This window comes from Kribbella sp. NPDC048928 (genome assembly GCF_043197975.1).
Taxonomy (GTDB): Bacteria; Actinomycetota; Actinomycetes; order Propionibacteriales; family Kribbellaceae; genus Kribbella.
This window is the reverse complement of sequence record NZ_JBICUC010000001.1, coordinates 1005582-1019570: the sequence shown is the minus strand read 5'-3', so window position 1 is coordinate 1019570 and position 13989 is coordinate 1005582. Positions and strand designations below refer to the sequence as shown.

General features: G+C 68.3%; 11 protein-coding genes, 1 other RNA gene and 1 pseudogene. 9 read left to right on the top strand and 4 right to left on the bottom strand.

The genetic code is table 11. The features are described 5' to 3' along the window. Positions 1–27 precede the first annotated feature (27 nt). From ACGFI6_RS04880 to ACGFI6_RS04850, 7 genes and pseudogenes are all read left to right on the top strand, one after another. Positions 28–1470: a M23 family metallopeptidase gene (locus ACGFI6_RS04880; RefSeq protein WP_393115302.1), complete on the top strand. Its 1443-nt coding sequence runs from the start codon at positions 28–30 to the stop codon at positions 1468–1470. A gap of 119 nt (positions 1471–1589) precedes the next feature. Next, a complete protein-coding gene (smpB, locus tag ACGFI6_RS04875; protein WP_393115300.1) occupies positions 1590–2063 on the top strand; it encodes an SsrA-binding protein SmpB in 474 nt (157 codons plus the stop codon). Between the two features lie 73 nt (positions 2064–2136). Then, on the top strand, positions 2137–2697 hold the full coding sequence (locus ACGFI6_RS04870; RefSeq protein ID WP_393115298.1) for a DUF1707 and DUF4870 domain-containing protein: 561 nt from the start codon (positions 2137–2139) through the stop codon (positions 2695–2697). Between the two features lie 86 nt (positions 2698–2783). After that, positions 2784–3161: a transfer-messenger RNA gene (ssrA, locus tag ACGFI6_RS04865) on the top strand. A gap of 86 nt (positions 3162–3247) precedes the next feature. Further along, positions 3248–3571, top strand: a complete 324-nt coding sequence (locus tag ACGFI6_RS04860) for a YciI family protein (protein ID WP_393115297.1) — start codon at positions 3248–3250, stop codon at positions 3569–3571. Positions 3572–3659: 88 nt separating this feature from the next. After that, positions 3660–5081, top strand: a complete 1422-nt coding sequence (locus tag ACGFI6_RS04855; protein WP_393115295.1) for an MFS transporter — start codon at positions 3660–3662, stop codon at positions 5079–5081. Between the two features lie 126 nt (positions 5082–5207). After that, positions 5208–5969, top strand: a pseudogene (locus ACGFI6_RS04850) (alpha/beta fold hydrolase); the annotation flags it as partial. A 102-nt stretch (positions 5970–6071) separates the two neighbouring features. Here ACGFI6_RS04850 and ACGFI6_RS04845 read toward each other — a convergent pair. Beyond that, a complete protein-coding gene (locus ACGFI6_RS04845; RefSeq protein WP_393115294.1) occupies positions 6072–7103 on the bottom strand; it encodes a hypothetical protein in 1032 nt (343 codons plus the stop codon). A 59-nt stretch (positions 7104–7162) separates the two neighbouring features. On the opposite strand from ACGFI6_RS04845, the gene ACGFI6_RS04840 reads away from it, so the two are divergent. Beyond that, positions 7163–7744, top strand: a complete 582-nt coding sequence (locus tag ACGFI6_RS04840) for a TetR/AcrR family transcriptional regulator (RefSeq protein WP_393115293.1) — start codon at positions 7163–7165, stop codon at positions 7742–7744. On the opposite strand, the gene ACGFI6_RS04835 is transcribed toward ACGFI6_RS04840, so the two are convergent. From ACGFI6_RS04835 to ACGFI6_RS04825, 3 genes are read right to left on the bottom strand one after another with little or no spacing between them, the layout of a single operon-like run. Beyond that, positions 7741–8931 (bottom strand): epoxide hydrolase family protein, encoded by a 1191-nt coding sequence (locus tag ACGFI6_RS04835; RefSeq protein WP_393115292.1) that lies wholly within the window; start codon positions 8929–8931, stop codon positions 7741–7743. The genes ACGFI6_RS04840 and ACGFI6_RS04835 overlap by 4 nt on opposite strands. Next, positions 8928–9359, bottom strand: coding sequence for a MarR family winged helix-turn-helix transcriptional regulator (locus ACGFI6_RS04830; RefSeq protein WP_393115291.1), 432 nt, complete (start codon positions 9357–9359; stop codon positions 8928–8930). The genes ACGFI6_RS04835 and ACGFI6_RS04830 overlap by 4 nt, the downstream gene beginning before the upstream one ends. 28 nt (positions 9360–9387) lie before the next feature. Next, on the bottom strand, positions 9388–11178 hold the full coding sequence (locus tag ACGFI6_RS04825) for an FHA domain-containing protein (protein WP_393115290.1): 1791 nt from the start codon (positions 11176–11178) through the stop codon (positions 9388–9390). A 474-nt stretch (positions 11179–11652) separates the two neighbouring features. Here ACGFI6_RS04825 and ACGFI6_RS04820 point away from each other — a divergent pair, with 474 nt between their 5' ends. After that, positions 11653–13935 carry a M4 family metallopeptidase gene (locus tag ACGFI6_RS04820; RefSeq protein WP_393115289.1) on the top strand — a complete coding sequence of 761 codons (2283 nt, stop codon included), beginning with the start codon at positions 11653–11655 and terminating at the stop codon, positions 13933–13935. Positions 13936–13989 lie beyond the last annotated feature (54 nt).

The following is a 13989-nucleotide window of genomic DNA, read 5'->3' as shown; positions in this document are numbered from 1 at the left end:
ACTTCATCCAGAGCAAGGGGTCGACCTGTGGTCCCGCACTTCCCCGGTGCGAACCCGCGCAAGCGGGGGAGCATCAAGCGAGACGACAGCACCGGTACCCCCGCCGCGCCGTACCCGCGATCACGCACGCGACCGCCGGGCCGGCAGACGATGGTTGCCGCTTGCTGCCTTGTCCTGTCCCTGTCCGCCGGTGTCCTGGCGGCGGTTCCGTCCGCTCCGACCGCGGAGGCGAAACCGCCGGATCCAGCCGCCAAGAAGAAGCAGCTCGACTCGAAGATCAACCGGTCCAAGGCTGATCTCGACGACGCCTCCGACCAGCTCGGCAAGTCCGTTGCCGCGTACAACCAGTCTGTCGCGAAGTACCAGGCCGTCCAGGTCCGGTACGCCGCCGCGCAGGGGCAGCTCGCCGCCGCGAAGGCCGCCGATGCGGTTGCCGCGGGCAAGCTTGCCGCGGCCGAGGCAGCCCTGCGTACGGCGGTGTCCGACGTCGTGGCCGGCCAGAAGCTGATCGCGGAGAAGCGGGCCGTCGCGGGGCGTGCCGTACGGTCGGCGTACCAGCAGCAGAACAGCCTCGTGGGGCTGTCGATCGCGCTGCGCGGTGCCGCACCGGCCGACATCGCCACCGGGATGCAGGTGCAGCGGAACGTCTTCGGCATCCAGAGCAACGCGATCACCAACCTGAACAACGCGCAGGCGCAACTGGCCAGCAAGCAGGTGAAGGTCGCCGCCGCGGAGAAGGAGGCCGTGGGCGCTCGTGCCGCGGCCGCTGCGACCGTCAAGAAGGTCGCGGAGCTGACCAAGCAGGTCGCGGCCGACCGGGCCGAGGCGGCGGCGATCGCGAAGGTCAAGCTGACCGCGTTCAAGGCCGCCGAGAAGGAGAAGAACTCCGAGCAGGCGCAGTACAACTCGCTGCTCGCCGAGCGGAACCGGGTCGAGCAGCTGCTGATCGCGCGGGCCAAGGCAGAGAAGGCGGCCGCCGCACGCAAGAAGGCTGCGGCCGAACGGGCCGAGAAGGCGAAGGCGCGCAAGGAACACCGCAAACCGCGGAACGTCCCGGATCCGACGCCGAGCGGTGGCGGGCGGCTGAGCTATCCCGTCAGCAGTTACATCACGTCGCCGTACGGGATGCGTTTCCACCCGGTCCTGCACTACTGGAAGCTGCACGACGGCACCGACTTCCGCGCTCCCTGCGGTACGCCGGTACGCGCCGCGGCCGACGGCGTGGTCACCGACAAGTACTACAACGGCGGCTACGGGAACCGGCTGTTCGTGTCACACGGAGTGATGAGTGGTGACTCGATCACCACCGTCTACAACCACCTGTCGAAGTACAAGGCGCACGTCGGCGAGCGGGTCAAGCGCGGCGAGATCATCGCATGGTCCGGCACAACCGGGTACTCCACCGGCTGCCACCTGCACTTCATGGTCTACAAGGACGGCCGCGTCGTAAACCCGATGGGGTGGTTGTAAGCGGCCGTCGCCTCCATTTCCTTCGCACCAGCACCGCCCAGGCGAGGTGCCCACCTGGACGCCGCTGGCACTGAAGGAAATGGAGGCGACGGCCGCTGACGATCTGGGATACTGGCCGGATGGTGAAACAGTCCGGCCGCGAGAAGCCGATCGCCCAGAACCGTAAGGCGCGGCACGACTACCACATCGAGGACGTGGTGGAGGCCGGGCTGGTGCTGACCGGGACCGAGGTCAAGTCCCTGCGGCAGGGCCGGGCCTCCCTCGTCGATGCGTTCGCCGCCGTCCGCGGGATCGAGCTCTGGCTGCAGGGCATGCACATCCCGGAGTACAAGCACGGCACCTGGACGAACCACGAGCCGCGCCGGACCCGCAAACTACTGCTGCACAAGGACGAGGTGCAGAAGCTGATCCGTGAGGTCGAGCAGCAGGGCGTTTCACTGATCCCGCTGTCGCTGTACTTCAAGGACGGGTACGCGAAGGTCGAGCTCGCCACCGGCCGCGGCAAGAAGGACTACGACAAGCGCCACGCCCTCGCCGAACGCCAGGCCGACCGCGAGGCGCAGCGCGCGCTCTCCGACCGCCGGCGCCAGTGACTGGGGTTCGCTCAGGGGTGGCTCCGGGCTGAACCCGATGGGGTGGGGGGCGTCTGCGGCGCACAGTGGAGGCATGTCCACTTCAGAGTTGCTGGTGACCTCGGCGCAGCGGGATCGGGCCGTCGAGATCCTGAAAGAGATGTACGCCGACGGTCGCCTGGAGCACATGGAGTTCGACCTCCGGCTGGAGAAGGCGCTGCAGGCGCGCACGCGGTCCGAGCTGAACAGCACGTTCGACGGGCTCGTGGCGCGCCCGGTGCCGACGTTCGCCCCGGCCGCGTTCACCAGGCCGGCGCCGCTGCAGACGTACCAGGGCGACGGCCGCGGCATGGGTACGATCGCGCACTGGCTCGGGTACCCGACGTTCTTCGTCGGCCCGGCGCTCGTGGTCGCGACGGCCGGCGCCAAGAATCCCGCCGTACGCCGGCACGCCGTCGAGGCGCTGAACTTCCAGCTGACCGCGGCCGGGGCGTTCGCACTACTCGGAGTGATGACCGGGTTCACCCACGGGTTCCTGTCGTTCCTGTTCCCGATCCTGGGCATCCTGTGGTTCCTGCTGACCGGCATCGGTGGCCTGGCCACCGCGGCCGGCGCCAAGTTCCGCTACCCGTTCACCCTGCGCCTGATCAAGTAGCGGGGAATGTCAGGTGCGGGCGCCTGGTTGGACTTGGTAGTGTGGAGCTTCCACTGCGGTACGGGTGGGAGTTTGACAACTCAACAGGGGGTGAACGGTTTCGACTTTGGACGTATGTTCCAAGGGAAGCGGGCCGAGGATCCAGGGTTATCTCGTAAACGATCTCTGGAAAACCATAACTGCCAATACACAGCGCAGTAGCTTCGCTCTCGCCGCCTGACGGCCTGAGCACTTAAAGAAGCGGTCAGCCCGGGGATGCTCTCGCCCCGGCCCCTGGCCTCATTTAGAGAGCTTGCTTTGCTAGTCCGGTCACGGGGCTAGTACGGGACATTTACAGTGACTGAGCCTGTCAGCGAGATGTCTGTCCAAACGCTGGGGCTGAGAAAAGCGCCATTCAGACTGCGCCCGGAGAAGCCTTGAAGCAACGCCGAAGGACGCGGGTTCGATTCCCGCCACCTCCACCCCTTGAGAAGTGCCTGGTCAGAGCAGCATCGACCAGGCACTTTGTCGTTGTGGGACGATGCTGGGCTACGACCGAGGGGAGCTTCAGGTGCAGTTCATGGTTTCGGTGATCGACGACAAGGTCGATCCGGGGAGTACGGACCGGCAGCCTGCGATCAGTGCGTTCAACGAGCGGCTGATCGCCGACGGCTACTGGGTTTTTGCGGGTGGGCTCGCGGACACCGGCGAGGCGACGGTGATCGACAACCGCGGCGAGCAGGCGATCTTCAGCGACGGGCCCTTCGTGGAGTCGAAGGAGTACCTGGCCGGAGTCTGGGTGTGGGAGGCCCCCGACCTGGAGACGGCCCTTGCCCTCGCCACCGAGGCATCGAAGGTCTGCGACCGAAAGATCGAGGTACGCCCGTTCCAGTGAGCGGTGTCGGATCGGAGCAGCGGGGTTCGTAGAGGTGGTGAGAGGCCGCCCACGAGGGGCGCCCAGGTAGCGAAGGACGCTCCTCATCATGACGACCTTGACCCAACCGAGCACGCTCGCCGCAGACCGTACCGATCGCCGGATGTGGGCGATCCTCGGGCTCGTACTGCTGGCCGACGCGCTCGACGTGATCGACGGTACGGTCACGAACATCGCTGCCCCGACGATCGCCGCTGAGCTCGGCGGCGGTGTCGGGCTGATCCAGTGGCTCGGACCGGCGTACATGCTCGCCATGGGGGTTCTGCTCCTGGTCGGTGGGCGGCTCGGCGACAAGTTCGGCCAGCGGAGGCTCTTCCTGATCGGCATGGGCGGGTTCACGCTCGCTTCGGCGGCCGCCGGGTTCGCGCCCGACCCGTCGCTGCTGATCGTCGGCCGGGTGGCGCAGGGCGCGTTCGGGGCGCTGCTCCTCCCGCAAGGCATGGCGATCATGACGAAGGCGTTCAGCCGCGACATGCTCGCGAAGGCATTCGGGCTGTTCGGTCCGGTGCTCGGTCTGTCCAGCGTCGGCGGGCCGGTGCTGGCCGGGTTCATCATCAGCGCCGACCTGTTCGGGCTGTCGTGGCGCCCGATCTTCCTTGCCAACATCGTCCTCGGCGTCGTCGGGATCGTCGTCGCGGTCCGGATCCTGCCGCGCGACGGTGACGGTGACCGATCAGTGGTCGTCGACGGCTGGGGCTCCGGGTTGCTGGCGGTCACCATGATCGGTCTGCTGTACGGCCTGATCGAGGGGTCGACCAACGGTTGGAGCGCTGTCCCGGTCCTCTCGATCACTGTCGGCGTACTGTTCCTCGCAGCCTTCACGTACCGTCAGCGCACCGCAACCCACCCGCTGATCACCCCCTCGCTCCTGAAGAACCGGGGCTTCACGTCCGGAATGATCGTCGGCCTGGTCGTCTTCGCCGCCGGCACCGGCCTGATCTTCGTACTCTCGCTGTACCTGCAGGTGGGGCTGCACGTCGGCCCGCGGGACGCGTCGCTCGCTCTGGTGCCGCTCACCCTGGGCCTGATCGCCGCCGGCGTCGTCGCGATGGGCGGCCTGGTCACCAAGCTCGGCCGTCGACTCGTCTTCATCGGCCTCGCGATCATCCTCGCCGGCTGCGGATGGGTCCTGGCCCTCGTCGATCACCCCAGTACGCTCTGGGCGCTCGCTCCGGCGTTCTTCGTGATCGGGATCGGCATCGGACTCTGCTTCACCACCATCCCCACCGTCGCCCTCGGCGACGCGAAACCCGACGAAGCCGGTAGCGCCAGCGGCTCGCTCGGCTCCATCCAGCAACTTTCCTCGGCCATCGGCTCGGCCGCAGTCACCTCGATCTTCTTCCAGGCCGCCGCCTCCGGTCTCGACCACGCCCTGAAAACCACCCTTCTCGCAGTCCTCACCCTGACCGTCCTGAGCCTCCCGATCGTCACCCTGATGCCCCGCAAAGCCGCGTCAGAACCCGAGCAGTAGGGGTGCCCTCGAGGTCCGCCGGGTCGGCCTACGTGCGGGCAGTGGGAACAAACGGTTCGGGTGGAGGTGTTGTTGTGTTCTGGGGTAACCGTGCCAGTCGCGTGTCAGGCGGGTGACAGTGCAGCGATGGAGGCTGTGGGTGTGAGTGGGAGCGAGTTGGTGGGCGGGGTTGCGGTTACCAGTTTTGGGGCCGGGCCCGGGGTGGTTGTAGTGCCGGGGACGAATCGGCGGGCGCACCACTATGCGGCGCTGGCGCGGGCGTTGGCCGGGGCTCATACGGTGCATGTCGTGGAGCGGCGGGGGCGTGGCGAGAGTCTGCCGCGCGATTCTTCGTACAGCGTGGAGACCGAGGTCGACGACGTACTGCGGGTGCTCGAGCACACTGGGTCGCGGGTGGTGTTCGGGCACAGTTACGGCGGGCTGATCGGGCTGCACGTGGGGCTGCGGCAGGCGCTCGACGCGTTGATCGTGTACGAGCCGGCCGTGAGTCTCGACGGGTCGTTCGATCTCGGCTGGCTGGACGCGTTCCGCCGTCAGGTGGACGACCACCGGTTCGTGTCCGCGATGACGACGTTCCTGAAAGGCGCGCAGGTGTTGCCGTTCCGGGCGACTCCGTTGCTCTGGGCAATTTCCGTGCTGCTGCTGTTCGGGCGCGAGGAGCGTGACCTGATGCCGCTCACGCCGGCCGAGCTCGACGAGATCGCTCGCCTGGACTCCGACGGCGGCCGCTACGCCGGGATCACGTCGCCGACGCTGTTCCTCGGCGGTGTGAAGTCGCCCGCGTACGTGACCGGCGTGCTCCCACGGCTCGCGGGCCTGCTGCCGAAGGCGGAGTACACGATCCTTCCGGACCTCGACCACAACGCTCCGGACGAGGGCGCCCCGGACGAGATCGCGCGGCAACTGCGCCAGTACCTGGTCCGCCTCGAGCGGCGATCATCGGCCGGCCCGCAGGCGATCCTGCGGTCAGCCCGTCGGCAACAACCCGGTTCACCGAATGCCGAAGATCTTGACGAACATCGGCGTATCGACGAGGGTGTGCGGCGCGATCGCGTGGTAGGCCCACACATGGGTCCACGCGTTCGCCGTACGGATCGTGATGAACGTCTTGAACATCCCGGGGCCGGTGTAGAACAGCAGCAGGTACAGCACCGAGAGCGCCGCATCGGCCGGTGAGACGAAGTTCGTCCAGCCGTCGAACAGGTGCAGCATCGCGTACGTGACCCCGCCGAGGATCACGGTCGCCGGCACCGATCCGGTGAGCTTGAGGTAGCGCGGTGTGAGGATGCTGTAGACGAAGACCATCGTGGGCAGCACGGTGCCGGCGAACGACAGCACGAACGTCAACGGCGCACCGAGCAGCAACTGTCGTACGTCGAGCCGCAGGACCGCCGGGTTGAGCAAGAGCTGCACGGTCGACTCGATGACGACGATCACGACGACGACCTTCAGGTCCGACCGGCGGTTCGCCGAACGAAGACTCAGCTGATCGTTGGTGTACCGGCGCCGGAACACCACGTACGGCACGATGGCGTACGCCAGCAGGTTGTAGGCAGCCCAGCCGATCGACTCCGTCGGCGTGACCTCCTGCCCGGTACGGATGATCATGCCGTCCAGGTGGAACCCGAACGCGTGCGGGCCGAACGCATGCCCGACGACGTAGCCCCCGGCCAGCGCCATCACTCCGTACGCGAGAACGATCAGCGTCTCGCGCCGAGCCTGCTCGCGGTTCGGCGCACGCTCCGCGATGTCCGGGATGCTGCGGCGCCGCGTCAGCAGCTGCACGACCCCCATCAGCACGAAGACCTCGAGGAACATCGCGTTCGTCTGCAGGATCTGCCCGGTCGCGGGCGGTTCGGCCAACGACGAGGCATGGAACGGCAGGTGACCGCCGGCGAGGGCGATCAGGACCGCGTTGACGAGTAGCCAGCCGCCGGCAGCGACCTGGATCGCCCGTGATCGTAGGAGACCGGCCAGGCGGGAGCCGCGCGTCGGTGGTGCTGGGATGTGCAGGTTCACCATGATTCGACCATACGACCGTATAGTACGAGTGTATAGTCGATAGTTGTGGAGGAGCGAGCATGACCGAACCGACCAGGGACCGGCTTCTCGAGGCGTTCCTGACGATCACGTCGGAGCGTGGGCTCGACCTGGCCACCATGCGCGAGGTCGCGGCCGCGGCCGGCGTGTCGGTCGGAACCGTCCAGTACTACTTCCGGACCAAGGACGAGATGCTGCTGCTCGCCTTCGAGCACACCATCGGCCGGATCACGACCCGCGCGGCCGGCATCACCAGGAACGGTCCGGTCGGGTCAGTGGTGCGGAAGGTACTGCTCGAGTTCCTCCCGCTGGACGAGCTGCGCCGGCGCGAGAGCCGGGTCTACCTCGCCTTCGCGGCGCGAGCGGCCGTGACGCCGGCGCTCGCGAGCTACCAGCACTCCTTGCTGGCCGGTCTGCGCGAGCAGTGCGCGGCGGCGTACCGGCTCGCGCAGGAACGCGGCGAGAGCGTCGGTGAGTTCGCTCCGGCGAGCGCGGCGATCGAGACCGCCGCGCTGGTCGACGGCTTGATCCTGCAGATGCTCAGCGATCCCGACGGACTGCCGCCCGCGACGGCGAGCGAGGTGCTCGACACTCACCTCCGCCGCTATGTCGCCATCAATTAGCGGAGCGGGCGGAAGGTGCGTTGGAGGTCGTCGGTCCACTCGGTCGGGAGCTCCCAGGGGATGAAGTGGCCGCCGGTGGGGTGGGCGGTGATGTTGGTGTGGTTGTACCAGGGGGCGCGGTCGCCGGCGAGGAAGTTCTGGACGCGCTCCTCCGGGGTGTGGACGCCGGGCGGGTCCTCGTGGCCGACGAACGTGATGCCGGTCGGGGCCTCGATGATCGGCGTACGGTCGTGCGTCGGCGTCCACGGGTAGCGGTTGTTGTTCGCGTACGTACGGATCGAGCTGTCGATCGCGTTGCCGGCCCAGAAGATCGTCGCGTGCGTGAGCAGCTCGTCGTCGGTGAACGCGTGCTCGCTGCCCGCCCAGCTCAGCCAGCGTTCCAGGATCCACGCGAGCATGCCGGCGGGTGAGTCGGCGAGACCGTAGCCGAGCGTGCTCGGGTGCAGGACGTGTGCGGCAAGATGCGCGGCGAACCGGCGTTCGAGGTGGACGATCCGGTCGTGGATCTCGGGCGGCAGACCCTCCGGGATCGGGTGGCCGCCGCTCAGGTCCCAGCCGCGATCCCCGTTGAAGAGCGTGAGTTTCAGCGCCGAACCGATGTGGATCCCGTACAGCTCGTTTGCGTACTTGTGTGCGAGTTGCCCGCTGATCAGCGCGCCGACGTCACAGCCGGCCGCGGCGTACTTCCCGAACCCGAGGACGCCGGTCATCAGCTCGTGCCAGACGTCGGCGATCTTCCAGAAGTTCATGTCCGGGGTGGTCGGCGTGGAGAACCCGAACCCGGGCAGCGACGGGACGATCACGTCGAACGCGTCGGCCGGATCACCCCCGTACGCCCCCGGGTCGGCGAGCCGGTCGATCACCTTCGACCAGTGCCAGAACGTCCACGGCCAGCCGTGGCTGAGGATCAGCGGGACCGGGTTCGGCCCGACGCCGGGGCGGCGCAGGAAATGTACGGGGACGTCGCCGACGTCGACGCGGTAGTGGTCGTAGACGTTGATCGCCTTCTCGGCGGCACGCCAGTCGAAGCCGTCCGCCCAGTACTCGACGAGCGGTTGCAGGCGCGTACGGCGGACACCGTAGAAGCCGTCGTCGTTGCCGGCGTCGCGCGGCCATTTGGTCGCCCGCAGGCGGTCGCGGAGGTCGTCGAGGACCTCGTCGGGGACGGCGATGGGGGTCGGGATCATAGGGGGTCCTCCGCGAGTTCGGTCAGGCGATGGAGTACGTCGACGGAGCCGGCGAGGACGGCGAGCTCCTCGGGCGTGAGCCGATCGACGAGGGCGGTGAGTTTCGCGACCCGGTTGGCGTGCCGGGAACGTACGAGGTCGCGGCCGGTACGGGTGAGCGAGATCAGGCTCGCGCGGCCGTCGCTCGGGTCCTGGCGGCGCTGGAGCAGGCCGTCCTGCTCGAGCTTCGCGACCAGGCTGGTGAGCGCGGGCTGTTTGAGCTGCTCGGTCGCCAGCAGGTCGGTGAGGCGCAGCGGACCGTTCCGGTCGAGGGTGTGCAGGACCGAGAGGGCCGAGAAGTTGAGCCGGCGGACCGACGGCAGCCGGATGAAGATCGTGTTGAAGTCCTCGATGACCGTGGTCAGCCGGTCGACGTCCAGATCACTCACGGACTCGACTATACATCGATTTTCGATATTACTTGCTGAGCTGGATCCCGTTCACCGCGAAGCTCGTACTGCCGGACTTGAACGTGAGGACCGCGGCGGTGGCGCTGTCCGGGAGATGGCCCTTGAAGGTGATCGTGCCGTGCTCGCTGCCGCCGGCCGCGATCCGGCTCGGCCAGGCGCTCTTGCCGCTGTCCGCGTGCAGCGCGGTGCCGTCGGCGGCGGTGAACGTCGTACCGTCGATCGGGATCGAGAACGCCTCCTTGCCGCCGTTCGCGACCAGGACCTCGATGCGGGTGAAATGGCTTGTGTACGTGACGTTCTCGACCGTCATGGTGATGCCGGAGCCGGCCTTCGCGACCGGTTTGACCAGGCGGTCGGCGCCGGACTCGTTGCCGGTCAGGTAGCCGGCGACGTACTCGGCGCCCGCGGTCAGCGCGAACCCGCCTACGCCGATGCCTACCAGTACGACGGCGATCGCGATCAGTACGGAAACGTCGAAACGGCCTGGGCGGTGGTGCTTCGGGGCTGCGGCGTCCAGGAGGGCGAGGATCATCGCGACTACCAGGGCGATGCCGGGCGGGACCAGCCAGCGGAGGTCGCCGCTGGGGCCTGCGGACAGGAACGTGACGATCAGGTTCACGATCAGGCCGAGGACTATGACCGCACCGGCGGCGATCAGGACTCGGGGCAGGCGGACAGTCCCTACTACGCCTTCGCCGTCGAGATCTGACGTACCCCGGTCGTCGGAGCGGTTGGGGAGGCGCGTGCTTCCCGCGCCACGACGGTCCGAGGTATCGCGATCGGTGGCGCGGCGGTCTGCTGGAGTGCGGCGGTCTGCCGGGGCTCGGCGGTCGCCGCTGCGGCGGTCGGTGCCGGTGCGGCGGTCGGGGGCGGCGGGCCAGCCGTCCGACTCGTTCCAGTTCGGCTCGGACTGGTCGATCTGTGCGGAGATCTCCCAGGGGGAGCGGACGGGCTCGGGGTTGTCCGCCGACGGGTACGCGGCCCACGTGCCGCCGTCGCCCGCTCGGGCACTCTCGAACCCAGGCACCACACCAGCCGCACCGTACCCGTCGTCCGGCTCGTACTCCTGCCCCTGATTCACCCGCTCGTCGACCGCATACTCGCGTTCGTCGGCCGCGTACTCGCGCTCGTTGTACGCCAGCCCGTCCTCGTACGCCGGCTCGTTGTCGCGGGCATCCGGCGCAAACGGGCTACCCACCACCGGATACGCCTCAGGTTGCCCGTCATGCGGCGCGCCGGCGGGGTGTTGGGCGGCGGCGTCTGCCGGCGGAGCTGGTGGGGCGTCTGCAGTCCACGGCGAGTCAGCAGGCGCAGGGGCAGCCGGGAAGGGCGCCTGCGGCGGCGCGGCGGGAGTCGGGTCGGCTCGTGGTGGTTCGGCGGTCGGCGCGGGTGGGGACGCGGCGTGCGAGGCGGAAGGTGTGGGGGCCGGGGGCTCCGCGACGGGTGCGCCAGCGGGTGGCGCGGCGTGGGAGCCAGTGGGCGGGGGTGCTGTGATGGCCGCGGTGGGTGCGGGGGTGTGGAAGGTTAGGACTGAGCGGCCTATGTGGATTTGGTCGCCTTGGGTCAGGGGGGTCGGCGCGGTCAGGCGGTGGCCGTTGAGGCCGGTGCCGTTGCGGGACTCGTCGTGCAGGTACCAGGTGTCGCCGTCGCGGGTCAGGCGGGCGTGGATGCGGGAGATCTGGTCGTCGGCCTGCAGCCGGATGTCGGCGTTCGAGGCGCGGCCGAGGGTGATCGTGTCGGTTCCGGGCGGCAGCGTCCAGCGCTGGTCGCCGAGCGACAGCACGCATTCGGTTTCCACACACACCCCAGCCGACGTCGTCCTGATCGCGATCCGTCGCGCCGCGCGAGGCGTCGATCCCCGCGGCAGCCGACCCGTCTGCGCGATTCTGCCATTCGCAACCTCCTCAGGTCACCAGCAGTTCGCTCCGCGCGCAACCCCGCAACTGTCCGCGTCGAACCCCTCACGGACCCGTGATCTTTCTCAGCCTCGCCAGAGGTTTGTCAGCGCTTGGTAGCGATGACAACGCGGTCAGTTGTCATCGGCGTGCCAACGGCACGACAGCGCCTTGCCCACGCGGGGTGCCGGACATAGTGTCCAGCCGCGCGATTCGTCCGGGACGGGTGGAAAAGGGGCCATCCGAGTCAAGCCCGGGGAATAGGCCGGAGGTTCCAGGCGGAGTGGTGCACCGCCTGCAGTCCGGCGAGGTGCGACCCGCCCAAGCACCGTCTCGTGAAGGGACCACATCCCATGGTCTTGTTCCAGCGTTCCCGCATGCCTGCTGCCATTCTCGGGGTTACCAGCCTCGCGGCGGCGGCACTCGCCGGGCTCGGTACGTCGGCGGCCGGTGCCGCCCCGAGCGCGGCACCTCCGCCCCGGCCCTCGCAGGCGCAGTCGAAGGCGTTCGCCGCCGGCTCCGCGTCGTCGTTGGTGTCCGCCCGGCCGAGCGCCCTGCACGCCTCCAAGGACGACAAGTTCACCGCGAAACAGGTGATTTCGGAGCAGTCCGGCCTGCAGTACGTCCCGTACGAGCGCTCGTACAAGGGGCTCCCGGTCGTCGGCGGTGACTTCGTCGTCGTGACCGACAACAAGGGCGCGGTGAAGTACACCTCGGTCGCCCAGACCACCGCCGTACCGGACCTGTCGACGACGGCGAAGGTGGCCGTCGCGACCGCGCAGAAGACCGCGAACAAGCAGCTGAAGCGGGTCGACTCCTCGACCACGCCGACGCTCGCGGTCTACGCCCTGAACGGCACCCCGAAGCTCGCCTGGCAGTCGCGGGTGAGCGGCAGCAACGGCAAGGAGCCGTCGAGCCTCTCGGTGTACGTCGACGCGCAGACCGGCAAGGTGCTCGGTACCAAGGAGCACGTGATGTTCGGCAACGGTACGGCCGTGTACAGCGGACCGAACCCGCTGCACCTGGACACCACCCTGTCGGGCAGCACGTACTCGATGAAGGACCCGAACACCACCAACCTGTCCTGCCAGGACGCGGCGAACAACACCACGTTCTCCGGGCCGGACGACAACTGGGGCAACGGCACCGCGACCAACCGTGAGACCGGCTGCGTCGACGCCCTGTTCTCGGCGCAGACCGAGAAGAAGATGCTCAGCGACTGGCTCGGCCGCAACGGCATGGACGGCAACGGCGGCGCCTGGCCGATCCGCGTCGGCCTGAACGACGAGAACGCCTACTACGACGGCTCCCAGGTTCAGATCGGCCACAACTCGGCCGGCGGCTGGATCGGCTCCATCGACGTGCTGGCGCACGAGATGGGCCACGGGATCGACGACCACACGCCGGGCGGGATCTCCGGCAGCGGTACGCAGGAGTTCGTCGCGGACACGTTCGGCGCCGCGACCGAGTGGTACAGCAACCAGTCGTCGCCGTACGACACCCCGGACTTCCTCGTCGGCGAAGAGGTCAACCTGGTCGGCAGCGGGCCGATCCGGAACATGTACAACCCGTCGGCGCTCGGCGACCCGAACTGCTACTCGAGCTCGATCCCGGGTGGCGAGGTGCACGCCGCGGCCGGTCCGGGCAACCACTGGTTCTACCTGCTGTCCCAGGGCAGCAACGGCTCCCCGTCGAGCCCGACCTGCAACAGCTCGACGGTGACCGGCCTCGGCATCCAGAAGGCCATCAAGATCATGTACAACGCGATGCTGATGAAGACCAGCAGCAGCTCGTACCTGAAGTACCGGACCTGGACGCTGACCGCGGCCAAGAACCTGTACCCGGGCAGCTGCACCGAGTTCAACACCGTCAAGGCGGCCTGGGACGCGGTGAGCGTACCGGCGCAGTCCGGTGACCCGACCTGCAGCTCCAGCGGCGGTGTGACGGTCAGCAACCCGGGCAACAAGACCGGGACCGTCAACCAGGCGCTCCCGTCGTTCACGCTGACCGCGACCGGCGGCACCGCGCCGTACACCTGGTCCGCGACCGGTCTCCCGGCCGGCGTCACCATCGGCTCGTCGACCGGCACCGTGTCCGGTACGCCGACCGCGAGCGGCACGTTCAATGTCACCGCCACGGCGACCGCGAGTGCGGGCGGCGCGGGCTCGGCGCAGTTCACGATCACCGTCAGCGGTGGCACCGGCAACTGCTCGGGCCAGAAGTTCGGCAACCCCGGCTTCGAAACCGGTACGGCAGCACCGTGGACGGCGTCGACCGGCGTCGTCGACAACACCGCCTCCCAGCCCGCGCACAGCGGCACCTGGAAGGCATGGATGGACGGCTACGGCCAGACGCACACCGACACGCTGAGCCAGTCGGTGGCGATCCCGGCCGGTTGCTCGGCAACGCTCTCCTTCTACCTGCACATCGACTCGTCGGAGACCACCACGTCGACGGCGTACGACAAGCTCACGGTGAATGCGGGCTCGACCACGCTGGCGACGTACTCGAACCTGAACAAGGCGAGCGGCTACTCGCTCAAGTCGTTCAACCTCTCGTCGTTCGCCGGCCAGACGGTGACGATCAGCTTCAGCGGCAGCGAGGACGTCTCGCTGCAGACCTCGTTCGTCGTAGACGACACAGGCCTCAACCTGAGCTGACCTGACCAAACGAACCGGCCGCCGCACCCGGCGAGGGGTGCGGCGGCCGACTCA